At 57.2% G+C, this 19,512-nt stretch carries 16 protein-coding genes; 2 read left to right on the plus strand and 14 right to left on the minus strand.

Translation table 11 applies throughout. The annotated features are described in order from the left end of the window. Positions 1–32: 32 nt before the first annotated feature. From ACOTYB_RS08425 to queA, 7 genes are all read right to left on the minus strand, one after another. Positions 33–713 (minus strand): helix-turn-helix transcriptional regulator, encoded by a 681-nt coding sequence (locus ACOTYB_RS08425; RefSeq protein ID WP_006809913.1) that lies wholly within the window; start codon positions 711–713, stop codon positions 33–35. A gap of 10 nt (positions 714–723) precedes the next feature. After that, positions 724–1,089, minus strand: a complete 366-nt coding sequence (locus ACOTYB_RS08430; RefSeq protein ID WP_032657358.1) for a VOC family protein — start codon at positions 1,087–1,089, stop codon at positions 724–726. A gap of 137 nt (positions 1,090–1,226) precedes the next feature. Beyond that, positions 1,227–2,198, minus strand: coding sequence for a protein translocase subunit SecF (gene secF, locus ACOTYB_RS08435; RefSeq protein ID WP_003859105.1), 972 nt, complete (start codon positions 2,196–2,198; stop codon positions 1,227–1,229). A 10-nt stretch (positions 2,199–2,208) separates the two neighbouring features. Further along, on the minus strand, positions 2,209–4,056 hold the full coding sequence (gene secD, locus ACOTYB_RS08440; RefSeq protein ID WP_220153609.1) for a protein translocase subunit SecD: 1,848 nt from the start codon (positions 4,054–4,056) through the stop codon (positions 2,209–2,211). Positions 4,057–4,083: 27 nt separating this feature from the next. Further along, positions 4,084–4,416: a preprotein translocase subunit YajC gene (gene yajC, locus ACOTYB_RS08445; RefSeq protein ID WP_003859109.1), complete on the minus strand. Its 333-nt coding sequence runs from the start codon at positions 4,414–4,416 to the stop codon at positions 4,084–4,086. 22 nt (positions 4,417–4,438) lie between these two features. After that, entirely contained in the window at positions 4,439–5,566 is a 1,128-nt protein-coding gene (tgt, locus tag ACOTYB_RS08450; RefSeq protein WP_045343222.1) for a tRNA guanosine(34) transglycosylase Tgt, read from the minus strand. 53 nt (positions 5,567–5,619) lie between these two features. After that, entirely contained in the window at positions 5,620–6,690 is a 1,071-nt protein-coding gene (gene queA, locus ACOTYB_RS08455) for a tRNA preQ1(34) S-adenosylmethionine ribosyltransferase-isomerase QueA (RefSeq protein WP_006809916.1), read from the minus strand. A 92-nt stretch (positions 6,691–6,782) separates the two neighbouring features. Between queA and acpH the strand changes: the two genes are divergently transcribed. Both acpH and ACOTYB_RS08465 read left to right on the plus strand, forming a co-directional pair. Then, positions 6,783–7,364 (plus strand): ACP phosphodiesterase, encoded by a 582-nt coding sequence (acpH, locus tag ACOTYB_RS08460; protein ID WP_045343223.1) that lies wholly within the window; start codon positions 6,783–6,785, stop codon positions 7,362–7,364. Between the two features lie 127 nt (positions 7,365–7,491). Next, positions 7,492–8,094 (plus strand): peroxiredoxin C, encoded by a 603-nt coding sequence (locus ACOTYB_RS08465; protein ID WP_003859113.1) that lies wholly within the window; start codon positions 7,492–7,494, stop codon positions 8,092–8,094. A 48-nt stretch (positions 8,095–8,142) separates the two neighbouring features. Here ACOTYB_RS08465 and ACOTYB_RS08470 read toward each other — a convergent pair whose 3' ends face one another. The 7 genes from ACOTYB_RS08470 to phoB form a co-directional block, all read right to left on the minus strand. Beyond that, positions 8,143–9,522, minus strand: coding sequence for a DUF3999 domain-containing protein (locus ACOTYB_RS08470; RefSeq protein WP_220153608.1), 1,380 nt, complete (start codon positions 9,520–9,522; stop codon positions 8,143–8,145). After that, complete coding sequence (locus ACOTYB_RS08475) at positions 9,519–12,128, minus strand: DUF2339 domain-containing protein (RefSeq protein WP_220153607.1); 2,610 nt, start codon at positions 12,126–12,128, stop codon at positions 9,519–9,521. Before ACOTYB_RS08475 ends, ACOTYB_RS08470 begins: the two co-directional genes overlap by 4 nt. Positions 12,129–12,219: 91 nt before the next feature. Beyond that, a complete protein-coding gene (gene malZ, locus ACOTYB_RS08480) occupies positions 12,220–14,037 on the minus strand; it encodes a maltodextrin glucosidase (RefSeq protein WP_023315506.1) in 1,818 nt (605 codons plus the stop codon). A 162-nt stretch (positions 14,038–14,199) separates the two neighbouring features. Beyond that, complete coding sequence (proY, locus tag ACOTYB_RS08485) at positions 14,200–15,573, minus strand: proline-specific permease ProY (protein ID WP_003859117.1); 1,374 nt, start codon at positions 15,571–15,573, stop codon at positions 14,200–14,202. A gap of 81 nt (positions 15,574–15,654) precedes the next feature. Beyond that, a complete protein-coding gene (brnQ, locus tag ACOTYB_RS08490) occupies positions 15,655–16,974 on the minus strand; it encodes a branched-chain amino acid transporter carrier protein BrnQ (RefSeq protein ID WP_003859118.1) in 1,320 nt (439 codons plus the stop codon). 409 nt (positions 16,975–17,383) lie between these two features. Beyond that, positions 17,384–18,679, minus strand: a complete 1,296-nt coding sequence (gene phoR / locus ACOTYB_RS08495) for a phosphate regulon sensor histidine kinase PhoR (RefSeq protein ID WP_023315505.1) — start codon at positions 18,677–18,679, stop codon at positions 17,384–17,386. 21 nt (positions 18,680–18,700) lie between these two features. Further along, positions 18,701–19,390, minus strand: a complete 690-nt coding sequence (gene phoB, locus ACOTYB_RS08500) for a phosphate response regulator transcription factor PhoB (RefSeq protein WP_003859122.1) — start codon at positions 19,388–19,390, stop codon at positions 18,701–18,703. Positions 19,391–19,512: the final 122 nt, after the last annotated feature.

Below are 19,512 nucleotides of genomic sequence, written 5' to 3' on the forward strand. Positions count from 1 at the left end.
GCCGTTTTGCTTTTACCTCGCCACCCGGCTTTTTACTGCTTCACCTTGCGCAAAAAATCCGCCAGCGACCTGTCCGCGCTTTCGCTAAAGCGTCTTTCCGTCAGCGTAATATGCAAACACCGGTCGAGACGGAAGCAGCGATAGTCATCGCGCCGTTCACACCACGCGGCCAGCAGCCAGTGCTCACCCCAGAAGAACAGCCCCAGCGGCTGAACCTCACGCCAGGTTAACTGCCCGGCTTCATCGCGATAGTGCAGCGCCAGCACACGCAGGGCAGAAATTGCCTGGTGGATCACGTCGAAACCACTACGGGAGTGTGGCTGAAGGGCAATATCCGGCGCGTAAATTCGCGTCTGTTCAGCTTTGCGGCGGCTCTCTTCTGGCAGGATCGCCAGCACTTTTTCCTGGGCCGACTCCAGCTCGCGCGACAGCGATTCCCCGCCCCAGGTTTTGAGCAGACGGATCGCCACCATCAGCGCCTCGGACTCCTTGTTGGTCAGCATCAACGGGGGTAAATCAAAACCCGACATTAGCCGATATCCGCTTCCCGCCTCGCCTTCCACCGGCACGCCGGAAAGCGACAGGTCGCGGATATCGCGGTACACCGTGCGCTCGGACACGCCAAGCCTTTCCGCCAGATGCGCTGCCGTTGTCAGACGCCTGCCCCGCAGGATCTGCACAATCTGGAACAAACGGTCAGCGCGTCGGGTCATCGGTTTACTCTCATACCGGTTGATGGAGGCCGACGCGATTACCTTCGCTGTCGGTAAACAGGGCTATAGTGCCAATGCCTTGCGGCAGTTCCAGCGGGCCAAACACGCACTCACCGCCCGCAGAAGCAATACGATCGAGCGTGGCCGCCAGATTGTCAGTATGCAGGTAAATAATAGCGCCCTGCGAAGAGGGTGTAACGCCGTCAAATTTCGCCAGCGCGCCGCCGGTGGCCGGATCCTCGTGCGGGAAAACCGCCAGCTCAGCCACGTCCATCTTCTCGCGCCGCAGCGCGACCTGCATCACCGACTCATAAAATTTGGTGGCGCGATCCATATCGGCGACCGGAATTTCAAACCAGTTAATGACACTTTTCATACGTCCTCCTGCCTGTTGTTAGGGTTCAGAAGGAGTCTACGACAGGGCTCCTGACAGCATACTGTCAGGAGTGTTTGTGAGATGCAGACAAAAAAATCCCGGCCAGCAGGCCGGGATTTCGATACCGCATAAGACGCTTACGGCAGAATGGACGGCTGATCCGCCCCTTCTTTCTCGACTTTCTGCTGGATCAGATGCTCGCGCTTCATGCCCAGCTTCAGCGCCAGCGCGGACGCGACGTAGATAGACGAGGCCGTACCGATAGACACACCGATCAGCATGGTCAGCGAGAAGCCTTCCAGCACCGGGCCACCGAACAGGAACAGCATCAGGATCACCATCAGGGTGGTGCCGGAGGTGATCAACGTACGGTGCAGCGTCTGGGTCAACGACACGTTAAAGATTTCGTACGGCGTGCCGCGACGGATCTTACGGAAGTTTTCACGAATACGGTCAGATACCACGATACTGTCGTTCAGTGAGTAACCGATAACGGACATCAGGGATGCCACAATCGTCAGGTCAATCTCAATGTGGAAGAGAGACAGTATGCCCATGGTGATCACCACGTCGTGCGCCAGGGCGATAACCACGCCTGCCGCCAGTCGCCACTCAAAGCGGAAACCGACGTAAATCAGGATCGAGATCAGCGCCACAAGCAGCGCCATCGCACCGGTCTGCGCCAGGTCAGCACCAACGCTCGGGCCGACAAACTCAATACGCTTAACCGTTGCATCCTGGCTGGTTGTTTCGTTAATAACCTGAACGACCTTGCTGCCCAACTCCTGGCTGCCGTTGGCATCGTGTACCGGCGGCATACGCACCATGATGTCGCGGCTGCTGCCGAAGTTCTGTAGCAGCGGCTCTTCAAAGCCCGCTTTTTGCAGAGACTCACGCATCTGGTCCATATCGACCGGTTTTTCCAGGGTAATTTCGATCACCGTACCACCGGTGAAATCCAGGCCCCAGTTAAAGCCTTTCACGCCCATAATGACGATGGACAAGATCAGCAGAAAACCTGAAATGCCGAAGGCCCAGTAGTCCCAGCGCATAAAGTCCCAGACTTTACGACCGTGGTTCAATTGTTCAACAGTATATTCCTGTGCCACAACGCACTCCTCAGATAGACAGCTTTTTGACGCGCTTGCCGCCGTACAGCAGGTTCACGATGGCACGGGTGCCGACAATAGCGGTAAACATCGACGTTGCGACACCGATACCGGTAGTAATCGCAAAGCCTTTGATCGCGCCAGTACCCACTGCATACAGGATAAGAACCTTAATCAGTGTTGTTACGTTCGCATCGAAGATGGAGCTGAACGCCCCTTTGTAGCCTTCTTCAATCGCCTGCTGTACAGAACGACCGTTGCTCAGCTCTTCTTTGATACGTTCGTTTATCAGTACGTTGGCGTCGACCGCCACCGCAAGGGTTAGAACGATACCCGCGATACCTGGCATGGTTAGCGTCGCCCCCGGCAGCAGGGACATGATACCGATGATCAGCACCAGGTTGGCAATCAGCGCGGAGGTCGCAATCAGGCCGAACTTCTTATAGAAGAAGATCATGAAGATGATGGACACCGCCAGACCGGCCAGACACGCTTCCAGACCCTGTTTGATGTTCTGCATACCCAGGGTTGGACCGATGGTACGTTCTTCAACAATCTGAATTGGCGCAATCAGCGCACCGGCACGCAGCAGCAGAGAGAGCTGACGCGCTTCGTTCGGGTTGCTGATACCGGTAATACGGAAGCTGTTACCCAGACGAGACTGGATGTTGGCGATGTTAATCACCTCTTCCTCTTTCACCAGCACGGCACGGCCATTGGCGTCTTTCTTACCGCTGTCTTTGTACTCCACGAACAGGGTCGCCATCGGCTTGCCGATGTTGTCCTTGGTGAAGTTAGACATGATGTTGCCACCTGCGCTATCCAGCGAGATGTTAACCTGCGGCTGGTTGTACTCATCCTGGCTTGAAGTGGAGTCGGTGATATGGTCACCGGTCAGGATCACGCGTTTGTACAGCACAACCGGCTGGCCTTCGCGGGTCTGCTTCACTTCGGAATCGCCCGGCACACGGCCTGAAGCCGCAGCAGCCTGGTCAACGTTGGAGTTAACCAGACGGAACTCCAGGGTCGCCGTCGCGCCCAGAATCTCTTTCGCACGGGCGGTATCCTGGATACCCGGCAGTTCGACCACGATACGGTCAGCACCCTGACGCTGTACCAGTGGCTCAGCCACGCCCAGCTGGTTTACACGGTTACGCAGAATGTTAATGTTCTGCTGAACGGCGTATTTACGTGCTTCACTCAGACGCGCGTCGGTCATTACCGCACGCAGCTGATTGCTGCCCTGAGAGGTGATCACCAGATCGCGGTGACGCTGAGACAGATAGGTCACAGCCTGATCGCGTGCCGCGCTGTCGCGGAACGTGATGCTCAGGCCGTAGTTATCTTCTTTACGTACGGTGGTGTACGGAATGCCCTTATCGCGCAGATCGCTGCGCAGGCTGTCGATGTTCTGTTCCTGTAGCTTGCCGAGCGCGGTATCCATATCCACTTCCATCAGGAAGTGAACGCCGCCACGCAGGTCAAGACCCAGTTTCATTGGCTCTGCGTTCAGCGCAGCCAGCCAGCGTGGGGTTGCAGGAGCAAGGTTAAGCGCCACGACATATTTATCACCCAGCACGCCCATCAGCGCTTCACGTGCGCGGAGCTGCGTGTCGGTGGTGTCGAAGCGAGCAAGAATTGCGCCCTCTTCCAGTGCCACAGACTTAGCGGTAATTTTTTCTTCTTGTAACGTTTTCTGGACCTGGATCAGCGTTTGCTCACTGGCGGCGACACCGCGCGCGCCAGTGATTTGAACGGCCGGATCCTCACCATACAGGTTGGGAAGCGCGTACAGCAGGCCGACGATAATCACGACGACCAGCATGATGTACTTCCACAAAGGATAACGGTTTAACACGGCAGTTCCCTTTGGGAAAAGTTGGGATTACAGCGCCTTCATGGTGCCTTTCGGCAGAACGGCAGCTACGAAGTCACGTTTGATAACCACTTCAGTGGTGTCGTTGAGGGCGATAGCAATGTAGCCGTTTTCCGCTACTTTGGTTACGCGACCCACCAGGCCACCATTGGTCAGGACTTCATCGCCCTTCGCGATGGAGTTCATCAGGTTTTTGTGCTCTTTAGTACGCTTCTGCTGTGGACGCAGGATCATGAAGTAGAAGATCAGACCGAACACAACCAGCATCAGAATCAGAGACATCGGGCTGCCCTGCGCTGGTGCACCCGTTGCTGCTACCGCATCAGAAATAAAAAAGCTCATTCAAATTCCCTCATTATTAAAATTAATCAACGTTCAACGGTGGAACATCCCGCCCCTGACGTTGGTAGAAATCGGTCACGAAGCTCTCTAATTTACCCTCTTCGATAGCCTTACGTAAACCAGCCATTAAGCGCTGATAATAACGAAGATTATGAATGGTATTGAGACGCGCCCCCAAAATCTCGTTGCAACGATCGAGATGATGCAGGTACGCGCGAGAATAATTGCGACAGGTATAGCAATCGCACTCGGAATCGAGCGGGCTGGTGTCACTCTTATGCTTCGCGTTACGGATTTTCACCACGCCATCGGTAACGAACAGATGACCGTTACGCGCGTTTCGGGTTGGCATAACGCAGTCGAACATATCAATGCCGCGACGTACGCCTTCCACCAGATCTTCTGGTTTACCCACACCCATCAGGTATCGTGGTTTATCCGCCGGGATTTGCGGGCAGACATGCTCCAGAATGCGGTGCATATCTTCCTTCGGCTCACCCACAGCCAAACCGCCGACAGCGTAGCCATCAAAGCCTATCTCTACCAGACCTTTAACCGAGATATCGCGTAAATCTTCGTAAACGCCGCCCTGGATAATGCCGAACAGCGCATTTTTGTTTTGCAGGGAGTCAAAACGGTCGCGGCTACGCTTCGCCCAACGCAGGGACATCTCCATAGAACGCTTGGCGTAGTCCCAGTCCGCCGGGTATGGCGTACATTCGTCGAAGATCATTACGATATCGGAGCCGAGATCGTACTGAATCTCCATGGATTTTTCTGGATCGAGGAAGATTGGATCGCCGTTGATCGGGTTACGGAAGTGTACGCCCTGCTCAGTGATCTTACGGATATCGCCCAGGCTGAAGACCTGGAAACCGCCGGAGTCGGTGAGGATGGGGCCTTTCCACTGCATGAAGTCGTGCAGATCGCCGTGGAGCTTCATGATCTCCTGGCCTGGACGCAGCCACAGGTGGAAGGTGTTGCCGAGGATAATCTGTGCGCCAGTGGCTTCAACTTCTTCCGGCGTCATTCCTTTTACGGTGCCGTACGTGCCCACAGGCATAAACGCGGGGGTTTCTACCACGCCGCGATCAAACACCAGACGACCGCGACGCGCGCGACCATCGGTGGTATCGAGTTCAAATTTCATTTTTTCTCCGACGTCAGAAAAACAGTCCAACGTTGTAACACAGTGCCGCGGACTTATTCCCCGACACGCTCATTCAAAGCCTGCGGATTGTACGTGATAAACATCGCGTCACCGTAGCTAAAAAAGCGATATTTTTGTTCTACCGCAGACTTGTAGGCGTTCATCGTATGCTGATACCCCGCAAACGCGGAAACCAGCATAATCAGCGTCGATTCAGGCAGATGGAAGTTGGTCACCAGCGCATCAATGACTTTGTACTGATAGCCCGGGTAGATAAAAATCTGCGTATCGCCAAAGAACGGTTCAATCAGCTCGCTTTTCGCGGCCTGCGCAGCGCTCTCAAGGGAACGTACCGACGTTGTACCGACGGCCACGACGCGGCTACCGCGCGCTTTCGCCGCCAGCACCGCATCCACCACCTCCTGCGGCACTTCGGCATACTCAGAGTGCATGATGTGATCTTCGATGCTGTCCACGCGCACCGGCTGGAAGGTCCCCGCGCCGACGTGCAGCGTCACGAAGGCCATCTCAATGCCCTTGGCGCGCAGCTTTTCCAGCAGCGGTTCATCAAAGTGCAGGCCCGCCGTTGGCGCCGCCACCGCACCCGGCTTCTGGCTGTAGACGGTCTGATACAGCTCGCGGTCGGCCTCTTCGTCCGGGCGTTCAATGTACGGCGGCAGCGGCATGTGGCCGATGGCGTTGAGGATATCAAGCACCGTGCGTTCGTCGTTGAACTCCACCTCGAACAGCGCGTCGTGACGCGCGGTCATGGTCGCTTTGATGCTCTCGTCATCCCCCAGCAGCAGCTCCGCGCCCGGCTTCGGCGCTTTGGAGGCGCGAATATGTGCCAGAATACGTTTATCATCGAGCATACGTTCGACCAGCACCTCAATCTTGCCGCCGCTGGCTTTACGGCCAAACAGACGCGCCGGGATCACGCGGGTATTGTTAAAGACCAGCAGATCGCCAGGGTTGAGCTTGTCGAGCAGATCGGTGAAAGTACCGTGCGTCAGCGCGCCCGTTGGCCCGTCCAGTGACAGCAAGCGACAGCTGCTACGCTCAGGCATGGGGTAGTGAGCAATCAGGGATTCAGGTAGTTCAAAGGAGAAATCGGCGACGCGCATGACGTATACTCGTGACTTAAAAACAGGCGGCATAGTCTAGTGCTCACACCCTTTTGCTGCAACAACTAGCCGCCACCGGACAACGAAAACGCATGAATTTTCTCGCTCACCTGCATCTCGCTCACCTCGCGGACAGCTCCCTCTCCGGCAATTTGCTGGCCGATTTTGTACGCGGCAACCCGGCGGAAGCGTATTCCCCTGAGGTTGTCGACGGAATTTTTATGCACCGCCGCATCGACGTGCTGACCGATAACCTGCCGGAAGTGACGGAAGCCAAAACCTGGTTCCGCCCCGAAACGCGACGGGTGGCGCCGATCACGCTCGACGTCATGTGGGATCATTTCCTGTCGCGCCACTGGCCGCAGCTGTCGCCTGATATGTCGCTGCCTGAGTTTGTGCGCTACGCCCACGCGCAGGTGTCGATCATTTTGCCGGACTCCCCGCCGCGCTTTGTGAATCTGAATAACTATCTCTGGTCTGAACGCTGGCTGGAGCGATACCGCGAGATGGATTTCATTCAGAACGTCCTGAACGGCATGGCGAGCCGTCGACCGCGTCTGGACGCGCTGCGCGACTCATGGCATGACCTGGATGAACATTACGATGCGCTGGAAACCCGCTTCTGGCAGTTCTACCCGCGTATGATGACGCAGGCGAAAAATAAAGAACTGTGATGCCGGTATGATTGATAGGTAAAAGCTGGTGGAACGATTGTTACCACCTCTTTGTCTTATTCCCGTACTGCCTCTATACTGGCCCGCGTTGCGTTCCAAATAACCTTAGTATCTACAGGAGAATCATATGGTTCTGGTAACTCGTCCGGCTCCGGATTTTACAGCTGCCGCCGTTCTGGGCAATGGTGAAATCGTTGAAAACTTCAACTTCAAACAGCATACCAACGGTAAAGCGACCGTTCTGTTCTTCTGGCCAATGGACTTCACTTTCGTTTGCCCGTCTGAGCTGATCGCGTTCGACAAACGTTACGAAGAATTCCAGAAGCGTGGCGTGGAAGTGGTTGGCGTCTCCTTCGACTCTGAATTTGTACACAACGCATGGCGTAACACCCCTGTCGAAAACGGCGGCATCGGTGCGGTGAAATACGCGATGGTTGCGGACATCAAACGCGAAATCCAGCAGGCTTACGGTATCGAACATCCGGACGCTGGCGTTGCACTGCGTGGTTCTTTCCTGATCGATGCAAACGGCATCGTTCGTCACCAGGTTGTGAACGATCTGCCGCTGGGTCGTAACATCGACGAAATGCTGCGCATGGTTGACGCGCTCCAGTTCCACGAAGAGCACGGTGAAGTGTGCCCGGCGCAGTGGGAAAAAGGTAAAGAAGGTATGGCGGCTTCCCCAGACGGCGTAGCTAAATACCTGTCTGAGAACGTATCCAGCCTGTAATCGACACGGTTTACGAAAAACCCGCGAATACGCGGGTTTTTTTATGGCTTATGCTGCGCCGTCTTTTTTTACCTCGCGCCAGATGCGCCATGCCATACCCGCAAGCACCATCACCCCCGCAATCAGTACGCCCCAGACCATCAGCGTTTTCATTCTGCTTTCCTGCTCAGCCGCAGACGTCGCGGTTAAACGCGCCTCGCCCCCCAGCGGGACAGGTTCCAGCGTATCCGCCATCGGCAAGGCTGCCAGATCGTAGGTTTTACGCAGTTCGGTCGGGATCAGCATATCCGTCTCCACGCTCGCCGGTTTCGCAGCCCCGTTCCCCCACGCGAGCAGGTACGGCCCCTTCCCCTGCGCGTTAAACACCAGATCGTAGCGCACGCGCTGCCCTATCACGCCCGGCAGGTTCTCAGGCAAACGCGCATTGAGGGTCTTGATTTTTACCGCCTCGACCAGCCCGCCAGGGAGCGGAACAGGTTCAGCCGTTTTGCCGCCGAGCTGGTAGATCACCTCTTTTTTCAGCGTATGCCACCGATCCTTATCCGCCCCCCGCCAGGCTATTTCTGCCGGGAGAACGCCGTCGCCATTCAGCATGAAGGCGATCGCACTCAGAGGCTGCGGATGTTTCCAGCGCCACACGGCTTCACTTTCGGATAACCGCTCCCCCTCTCCCGCCAGGCTAATGTGCTCTGATTCCGGCTGCGCAGGCGCGTTAATCGCGTTGACGCCGGTTAACGTCAGGGCAGAACGTCCCGTGTTCAGCACCAGCAGCAGATAGCGATTCGCCTCAGGTGATAACACCAGATCGGTATCGATGCGGTCGAGCTTCAGGCGATCCTGTCCACTCATCACGTCCAGCAGGGGCATCTCTTCGCGCAAGGTATACCAGTTTTTCAGATCCTCGCTGTAATAGACCGATGCCGTTCCCTGCCACGAGCCCTGCGGCGTGTCCCAGAAAAGCTGGAGCTGAGAGAGCGGAACCTCCGTCGCGTTTTCCGGCAGGGTCAGCAGATAGTGCTGTCCGGCAGCCGCAGCGTGTTGCCCTTCCAGCACAATTTCCACACCGTTTCTGGCCCGTAGCATAATTTTATCGCCGCTGTCCTCTTCCCCGCCCGGCGAGGCGTTAAGCGCAAAAAGGCGCAGCGCCGTGGTGGTCGGTGCCGGCTGCGGACGCGTCGTAGTAACCAGGCTGAACGGTACAGGCTCTCCCGACTGATTAAACACGCGCACGTCGCGCAGATCGGGCGATGTGCTCTGCTGATAAATCGCCAGCGGCAGCATGACCCGATACCACGGCGAAGAGGCAGAGGTATCAAGGGACAGGCCGTAGGCATAATCCCGCGGGGATTCCGCTGGCGCGCCCTCGCTGAATGCCGGACCGGCCATGGCCAGCAGTGCTGCACAAACAACCGCATTCATCCATCTCATTTTTCTTCTCCTGCTTTAGGCGGTAGCGGCGAGAAATAGCCCACAATCAGGACCAGGATCGCCACGCCAATAAACGCAACGGCGCGCGCCAGGCCGCCACCGCCCGCGCTGTCCACCAGCATCAGTTTGAGCATGACTACCCCCAGCAGCGCCGCACCGCCAAGCCACTGATGACGGGAGGCCTGACGGGTGGCGCGGATCATCACCGCCAGCGCGCAGAACATCCAGAACAGGGCAAAGGTGGTCTGAATAAGCCGCGAATGCCACAGCGATTCCATGTTCCAGGCCACCTCGCCGTACCACGCCAGCGCACGCAGCAACGCGCCGTTGAGCCACCAGAAGCCAAGCGCCATCAGCACAACAGCGGGCCAAGGTCGGGACTGCGCAAGCGATGCCGGATAGTAGCGATCCACTGCCCGATAAAATACTACCAGCCCCAGCAGCGCGAACGCCGCCCCTTCCTCAAGCGGGTTCACCAGCGGCAGCCAGGTCTGTCGATAGACCACACCGTCCTGGAAATTGGTCACGACCAGCAATACCACCAGCGCCACAACCACAGGGATCGCGGCAATGCAGGCGTAGAGCGCAGGCCATACCCGGAAAGGCCACCCGCGACGCAGTACGGCCGCGGAGAGCGCCATAATCACCCCACCGCCGACAGCCATCGCAATGCCGCTTCCCCAGGCCGCCATGCCCCATGGCAGGAAGCGGGCAAACCAGTAAAGCTCGGCGGCAATGGCGAGTAAAATCATCCACAACAGCGACAGATGCAGCCCCATTGAGATGCGCGGCAGACGTTTATCTTCGTCGCGCCGCAGCAGCATCAGGGCAGCAGGCAGCGCGATAGCCCAGGCCAGATTTGCCCAGCCGGCCGCCAGAATCTGCTGGTGCGAGACCTGATACAGCACCATCAGCAGCATCACCGGCCACAGCAGCCATTTGCTGGCATCCAGCTCCCACCATCCCAGACGAGCGGCAGCCTGCCGCCATCCCCAGGTCGACGCCGCCGTCAGCGCCAGCACGCCTGCCAGAAGCGATAACTCCTGCTTCAGGAACAACTGCGACGCGCCCAGCAACGCCACTAACCAGAACAGCAACCCACCGGCCAGCAATGCCCAGCTGCCCGGCAGCGCGATTTTCTGCCACAGCCAGGCCGCAGCCAGCCAGCAAAGACTGAGCACTGCGAAAATAAGCAGGAGGCTCAGCGAAGTGACGCCGTCCATTTGCGCCCATATCGCGCTGCCGAGCGCCAGCACCAGCAACGCCGTCCCGCTATAGCTCATGCGCCGCTGCTGCTGTTGCACGCCCAACCAAAGAATACCCAGCCCTTCCAGCGCCCAGGCCATCGCCGTCCAGCGCGCTGAAAGCGCCAGCGGAATGGCAAGCGTGGCAAACCCGCCGCCGATCGCCAGCGCCGCCATAACCAGCGGTCGTCCGATGGAGGGGTAACGCCGCAGCGCGAGAAACGCCAGCGAGAGGTAAAACGCACCATAGCCCAGCGCGCTTAGCGCCGGGCCGTACGTCCAGTGAGACGTCATGCCATACTGCATCCCAAAACCAATCAGCGGCGGAGCAAACAGCAGTACGCCGTCAATAATCTGTTTGCCTTTTTCCTGCGCCCGCAGCGACAGCGCCACGCTAAACACGCCAAAAATAAGCGTATTGGCAATCAGGAACAGCTGACAAATAACATAGTCTTCCGGCTGGTAGTCGCTCAGTCCCCACACCCCGCCAACGCCAAACGTGAAGAGCAGCCCGAGCAGGTTGAGCTCGCGCCAGTGCTGCCAGATGCTGATGACGAGAATGCCGATGGATAACAGGAGATAGAAGGAGAATAGCGCCACAAAGCTACCGCCCCCGGTAGACAGGAGCAGCGGCGCAAGATATCCGCCAAGGCTCGCCAGCATGGCAAGGCTCAGCGCCTTTTGCAGCACGGCCAGCCCGACGCTCGCCGCGCAAATCACCACCAGCAGCGCAAACGCCAGCGTCATCGGCAGCATCTGCCACAGCCGGAATGCGCCAAAGACGGTCAGATAAAGCACGCCGGTCGCTCCGCCCTGGAGGATCAGCGCGTAGATCCGCTGCCTGTGCCGCAGCCGCCATCCAACGGCCAGCAGAACCATGGCAAACAGCGCCGTGGCGGCAAGACGCAGCTCAAGCGGAAACAGTGAATGTTCAACGGTATAGCGCAGCAGGAAAGAGAGTCCGAGGAAGAGCAGTACAATCCCCAGTTTTGCCAGCGGATTGCCCTGCATAAACCAGCGCGTCAGCGAGGACAGGATGCCGCCAAAGGCGGAAGGACGTTTTGCCGCCGGTACAGGCACAGGCTCTGCTTCAGTGACGGGCGGTTCGGGACGCCAGGGATCGACAGGTGCGTTAACGGCCTCAGATACCGGCGCTGGCGTCTCCACCGGCGCGGCGGTCTGCACCTGCTCCGGTGCTTTCTCAGCCATACTACGCTGCTCGAGCGCCTCAATGCGCTGGCGAAGCCGGGCGATCTCCTGCCGCGCCGCCGTGCTTCGGTTAAAGCCTATCACCGCGAGCACGGGTGCCACGACCAGCGCAAAAACCAGGAACAAACAGCCAAGGATGTAAAGCTCGTCCATGTTTCCACCTTCACCGTAAACGATCCGTTAAGATTGACACAAATCGTTGCATTTGCGCCATCTTAAAAGGTGAAAACCATTCTGCCTGCGCTTAGCTGCCGAACCAGACCGCAGCGGAGATCGCTGGCAGCGTGAGCACGCTCCCCTGGAACGTCGCTTTACCCTCTTTGCTCTTCCACATTTTACCAGCCAGCAGCGGTGAATCTTCCAGCACGACTTCACACGCCTCGCCCCGGTTGATCGCCACCAGCACGCGCTGCTGGTTATAGACGCGGACAAACACCACCACGTTATCGTGGGCGTACATCACCTGACAGCCCCCGTATCGCAGGGCCTGGCTCTGCTTGCGCAGCGTCGCCATGCGCTGGTAGAGGCTGAACAGATCCTGATCCTGCTTTTCAGGCTCCCACGGGAAAGTTTTACGGCAGAACGGATCGTTGTTGCCGTCCAGCCCGACTTCATCGCCATAGTAGATGCAGGGTACGCCCGGCCAGGTAAAGAGCCAGGTCACCGCCAGCGGCAGACGCGCCACATCCTTACCCAGCAACGATTTAAAGCGTGCGGTATCGTGGCTGTCGAGCTGGTTAAACATCCGCAGCTGCTGCTGATGCGACAGGCCAGCGCGATAGTTTTCCATCCACGCCATGCAGGTTTCGGCGTCAATATGCTGCGGATCGTAAGAGATATCGGTGTTAGCGAGGAAACCCCACAGCGGGAAGGTGAAGCCGCGATAGTTCATCGCCGCGTCTTCTGCATCAGCCTGCAACCACTGACGCGCGTCGCCAAAGTGCTCCCCGAAGACGAATGCTTCCGACCGGGCCGCTTTTGCCGACCGGGTAATGGCGGCGACATGCTGAAGGTTATTCCGCGCCCCGCCTGCTTCACCCAGCATATGCACCACGTCCAGCCGCCAGCCGTCCATGTTCCACGGCGCTTTCAGCCAGTGGCGCACGATGCTGTCGTCGCCGCCGTAGATCTCATTCACCAGCGATGGCGACTGGAAATCGAGCTTCGGCAGGCTCGGGTAGCCCAGCCAGTCCAGGGCGCGGCCATTCTCGTCAAAACTGTACCAGTCACGCTGCGGTGAGTCCGGATTATGGCATGCGCCGCCCATCGACTGATTGTGACGGTCAAACCACGCATGAGAATCACCGCTGTGATTGAACACGCCATCAAGGATCAGGCGCATACCCTCTTTTTGCGTGTTGTGCCGCAGCCGCAGCAGCGCTTCGTCACCGCCAAACTGCTCGTCAACGTGGCGGTAGTCCTGCGTATCGTATTTGTGCACGCTTGGCGCTTTAAACACCGGGTTCAGGTACAGCGCCGTCACGCCGAGCTTTTTCAGGTACGGCAGTTTTTCGCTGATACCGTCGAGATCGCCGCCGTAAAAGGTCGATCCCCCCGCCTGGGCGGTCAGCGGCTCGTCCCATTTTTTCAGAATGATGTCGTGACCGACCGCATGATGGTAATAAACCTTGTCCTGATCGACGGTGCGCTTTTCACTGCGCGCAAAGCGGTCCGGGAAAATCTGGTAAAAGACCTGATCGTTAACCCACTGCGGGCCGTTATCCGGGTGATCCACGGCAAACTGCTCCAGCCTGGCCGGAGGGAAACGGCTGAAACCCTGCGGGGTAAACCACAGCTGGCGGTTGTTCCACAGCAGCTTGAAGCCGTAGCGGCGACGCGGTTGCCCGCTGCGCAAATCGATATTTGCCCGCCACGCCGTGACGCCCGGCTGCGGCTGGCTGCGCACTTTGTGCATTTTCAGCGACGTTTCTTCGTTATCCACTTCGGCGCGCAGGGTCACACGTTCAGGCTGATTGTCCCCTGCCAGCCAGAGCGTAATCACAAGGTTGTCTTTGTTTTGCTTAACAAATGGGGCAACCGGAAGGTGCCAGGCGTTTAACATCACGAATCCCCTTTGATGAAATTGACGTCACCTTGCCACAGGGTGATTAAGGATAGCTCACCATGATGGGATTTATTGGGGGAGGAGGACGGGGGAGGAGGCATCAGTGCAGCCTGATGCCCTCACCCTAACCCTCTCCCACGGGGAGAGGGGAAAAGAATGTTACTGTGCTTCCGCCAGCTGACGATCGCGGCGACATTTAAACATCCAGCCCACCAGCAGCAGGACGATCCACGCGAAGCCCACGTACAGGGAAATACGGGTATCCGGGTGATAACCAATCAGGCCAATGATGAAGACCAGGAAGATCAGACCGACAATGGTCGTTGGCACGCCGCCCGGCACTTTAAACTTCAGCGCTTTGGCCTCTTCTGGCGACAGGCGGCGACGGAACGCAATCTGCGACAGCAGGATCATGATCCATACCCACACGGTGGCGAAGGTCGCCAGTGACGCAATCACCAGGAAGACGTTCTCCGGCATGATGTAGTTCAGGTAGACCGAGAACAGCAGCGCCACGGTCATGACCAGCACCGTTACCCACGGGGTGCCGCGACGCGACGTTTTGGCAAACACCTTCGGCGCACTGCCCTGCTCCGCCATGCCGTGCAGCATACGGCCCACGCCGAACACGTCACTGTTGATGGCCGACAGCGAGGCGGTCAGCACCACAAAGTTGAGAATGCTGGCGGCAAACGCAATGCCCATATGCTGGAAAGTCAGGACAAACGGGCTGCCGTTGGTGCCCACCTGGTTCCACGGGTAGATGGACATAATCACAAACAGCGTGCCCACGTAGAACACCAGGATACGCATCGGCACCGAGTTGATGGCGCGCGGAATAGACTTCTCCGGATCTTTCGCTTCCCCGGCGGTGATGCCGATAATCTCGATTCCGCCATAGGCGAACATGACCATCTGGAGCGACATGACCATCCCGAGCCAGCCGTTGCTAAAGAAGCCGCCGTTGCTCCACAGGTTATGGATGCCGGTTGGCTGCCCACCGTTGCCGATACCCCAGATGATGATGCCGAAACCGGCGAGGATCATGATGATAATGGTCGCGACCTTGAAGAAGGAGAACCAGAACTCCAGCTCGCCAAACACCTTCACGCTCATCAGGTTAACGGCGCAGATAATCAGCACCACGCTCAGCACCCAGATCCAGTGCGGCACGGCAGGGAACCAGACCCCCATATAGATGCCAAACGCCGTCACATCGGCAATGGCGACAATCAGGATTTCAAAGCAATAAGTCCAGCCGGTGATAAACCCGGCCAGCGGGCCTAAGTTCTCTTGTGCATAGCGTGAAAACGAGCTGGCAGACGGGTTGTGAACCGACATCTCCCCCAGCGCACGCATGATGATATAGGCCGCGGCACCGCCGATGATGTAGGCCAGCAGAACGCTTGGACCGGCCATTTTGATGGCATCTGCCGAGCCATAAAAAAGACCGGTGCCGATAGCCGAGCCCAGCGCCATAAAGCGGATGTGGCGGGTGCTCAATCCACGTTTAAGTTTGTTAGTGCTTTCCATTAAAATCTTGCCATTCAACACGAAAAAAACAAAAAACCACGGGGCCTTAAGCCCCGTGGTTAAACAATTTGTTGCCGTTGATTAATGGGCGTTGGATGTCACCTGACGCCCGGCCGCACGGTCCCAGATAATCGCAAGAACCAGCGCTACAACGGAAGGCATCAGCCAGGCCAGGCCCTGCTCGGACAGCGGCAGACGCTGTGTCCAGGCTGGCAGGATTTCTGCAAATGCTGATGCTTTGATCCCGTCAAGGATACCAAAAATCAGGCTGATAAACATGGCCGGCGCAATAATTCGCGTCGAGTTATGCCACCACGGGCGGGTGAAGCTCAGCACCACCAGCACGATACATGGCGGATAGATAGCCGTCAGCACCGGAATTGACACCTGGATCAGGTGGCTCAGACCGAGGTTTGAAACCGCCATGGAGAAGATGCCGAGGATAAACACCAGCGTGCGGTAAGAGAGCGGCAGATACTGAGCGAAGAACTCCGCGCAGGCGCAGGTCAGACCCACCGCCGTCACCAGACAGGCCAGGAAAATCAGCGCCGCCAGCAGCATGCTGCCTGCACCACCAAAGGTGTGCTGCACGTAAGCATGCAGGATCGCCGCGCCGTTTGCGCTCTGATCGACCAGCGTTGCGCTATCTGAACCCAGACGGAACAGCGCCAGATACAGCAGCGTCAGGCCGACACCGGCCATCAGGCCAGCCCAGATAGTGTAACGAGTCAGCAGGCGCGCTTCGGTCACCCCACGGGAACGCGCGGCGTTAACGATAACGATACCAAACACCATCGCGCCAAGCGTATCCATCGTCAGATAGCCGTTCACGAAACCGTTTGAGAACGCCGCGTTCTGGTAGGCGTCCATCGCGGAGCTGATGGGCCCCGCAGGCCAGACAATGGCCGCAACCGCCAGCACAATCAGCGCCACAATTTTCAGCGGTGCCAGGAAGTTACCCACGGTATCCAGCAGTTTGCCCGGATAGAGAGAAACCAGAATCACGATGGCGAAGTAAATGAGGCTGTAAATAAACAGTGGCATCGCGCCGTCACCGGTCAGCGGGGCGATACCCACTTCAAAGGAGACGGTCGCCGTGCGCGGGGTCGCGAACAGCGGGCCAACGGCCAGATAGCAGACGGTTGCCAGCAGAACGCCAGCCACTTTGCCAATCGGGGTGCTGAGGCTGTCCACACCGCCACCGACTTTCGCCAGCGCGATAACGGTCAGTACCGGCAGGCCCACGGCAGTAAGCAGGAAGCCAAACGCAGCCGTCCAGACGTGTTCACCCGCCTGTAAGCCAACCATTGGAGGAAAAATGATGTTACCTGCGCCAACGAACAGCGCAAATGTCATAAAGCCCAGCGCGATAATGTCACGCGATTTCAAGTGATGGGTCATAAAACCTTACTGCCTGTGGATGTGGTGTTGAATACGTTGAGATTTTCGCCATCCCTGATGGGACGATACAGCGGAAAATTTGCTCGATTTCAGCGGGATATGCTCCCGTCCTGGCGTGGCGAAGAATAGTTTTTCGATTTACCACGCAAATACAGTCGGTCTGACAGTATATGGGGGGCAATTTAAACGCTTATAACGTTTAAAGGCAAGAAGGGATCGTAAAACCAGAACAATATGCCAGCATGAAAATCCAGACCAACATAATATGCCATGTATAAGAAAAACTCATGGCTAATCATGCGAACAAAAAAGCACCAGCCGTATAATATTCATCCGCGTTTCGCTTGACTGCAAAGCAAACGGGCCAGCAATCGCTGGCCCGTGGAAAGGTAGCCTGACACACACGCTGTCAGGCGCTTTTTTTGGCAATTAATCGTTCCGGAATCACGAAGCTAAAGCGCGTGCCCTTACCGAGGGTGCTTTCGATATTGAGCCGGCTTTCGTGGTGGCTGACGGCATGCTTCACAATTGCCAGCCCCAGTCCGCTTCCGCCGGTCTGCCGCGAGCGCGCCTTATCCACCCGGTAGAACCGTTCAGTGAGACGCGGGAGGTGTTCAGGCCCAATCCCCGGCCCGTTGTCCTCGACGCTAAACTCAGCGCCCGCCGGGGTATGCTGCCAGCGCACCGCGATATGCGTCCCTTTCGGGGTGTGATTCACGGCGTTATAGACCAGGTTTGAGATAGCGCTTCGCAGCTCATCTTCACTGCCGAGCACTTTCAGCGTGTTATCAACGTCAAAACTCAGGGTGTGCTGATTATGACTCAGCGTTTGGGCTTCGCGCTCCACCACCCGCAACATCATCGGCACATCAATGATGTCATTTAGCGCCAGCGACGGGGCAGCCTCAATTTTTGAAAGCGTCAGCAGCTGTTTGACCAGCCCTTCCATGCGGAACGTCTGCTCCCGCATGGTATGCAGCGCTTTCTCACGCGGCGCCCCCTCAAGCGTTTGCTCCTGCATCATCTCCAGGTAGCCCTGAAGCACCGTCAAGGGCGTACGCAGCTCGTGGCTGACGTTGGCAAAGAAGTTACGTCTCGCGCCCTCAAGCTGGTGCATCTGGGTAACGTCCCGCGCCACCATCAGCCACTGCCGATCGCTGTAGGGCATCACGCGGATTTCCAGATGGCGACCGTTATTGAGCTTCAGATTGTGCGGGCGCGAAAAATCCCGCTTTTTCAGATACAGCGTGAACTCGGGATAACGCAGAAGGTTCAGGATGTTCTGACCATTATCATCCGGCCAGCGCAGGCCCAGCAGCTGCTGTGCGAGGCCATTGCACCAGAAGATGGTCCCTTCTTCCGTCGTCAGGATCACCGCGTCCGGCAGTGACTCCGCACCGCTACGAAAGCGTTTGATCAGGCTTCCCAGCTCACGACGGCGCTTTTTATTACGCATCTGCATCTGGTGCAGGCCGTAGAGTAGCGGTTCCCAGCTCCCGCTTCCCGGCGGAGGTGTCATACTTCTGTCGACCCACAGCCACCAGGAAAGACGCAGTAAATTCCAGAAATGCCAGACGAGCAATCCCGTCACGGCCACCAGTAAAAACCACGGCAGATAGCCAAAGATAGCCCCCAGAATGAGGGCCGGAATACAGCATAAGATCAGTTCAAAGACGAGCCTTTTCCATGACAGACGTTCCAGCACGCGTCACACTCCTGTCATTGTTCAGAAACGGGTCGAGAAGCGATAACCCGTGCCGCGGACCGTCTGTACCATGCGATCGTGGCCGCTCAGTTCCAGTGCTTTACGCAGGCGGCGAATATGGACGTCAACCGTTCGGTCTTCGACATAGACGTTAGTTCCCCAGACGTTATTCAGCAACTGTTCGCGGCTGTAAACGCGCTCCGGGTGGGTCATAAAGAAGTGCAGGAGTTTAAATTCGGTCGGTCCCATATCGAGGGGATTTTCACCGGTCATGACCCGGTGTGAGGTAGGATCCAGGCTCAGCCCCTGCATCTCAATCACCTCTTCCACCGCCATCGGTGAAATACGGCGCATCACGGCTTTGATACGCGCCACCAGCTCTTTCGGGGAGAACGGTTTGGTGATGTAATCGTCCGCGCCGGTTTCCAGACCGCGCACGCGATCCTCTTCCTCGCCGCGCGCCGTCAGCATCACCACCGGGATATCACGGGTCATCGCCTCGCGTTTGATATGCTTGATAAACTGCAATCCGGAACCGCCAGGCAGCATCCAGTCCAGCAGGATCAGATCGGGCCAGGGTTCATTCAGCTGGTTCACCGCGCTGTCATAATCTTCCGCTTCAACCGGCTGGAAGCCATTTTGTTCAAGCACGAAGCACACCATTTCACGGATCGGAGCTTCATCTTCTACGACCAGAATACGTCTCGCCATACTTTGCCCTGTCTTATCGTATTTAAGTTACAAGTCTGTAATGCGGCGTCATTATGCGTCAGATTTATGACAGATTTATGAAAAACATTACCACTATAAATAGCAAACTGTTGTTTTATTAC

It is taken from the genome of Enterobacter cloacae complex sp. IR5450 (genome assembly GCF_049238665.1).
In the GTDB taxonomy this organism is placed as follows: Bacteria; Pseudomonadota; Gammaproteobacteria; order Enterobacterales; family Enterobacteriaceae; genus Enterobacter; species Enterobacter hormaechei_C.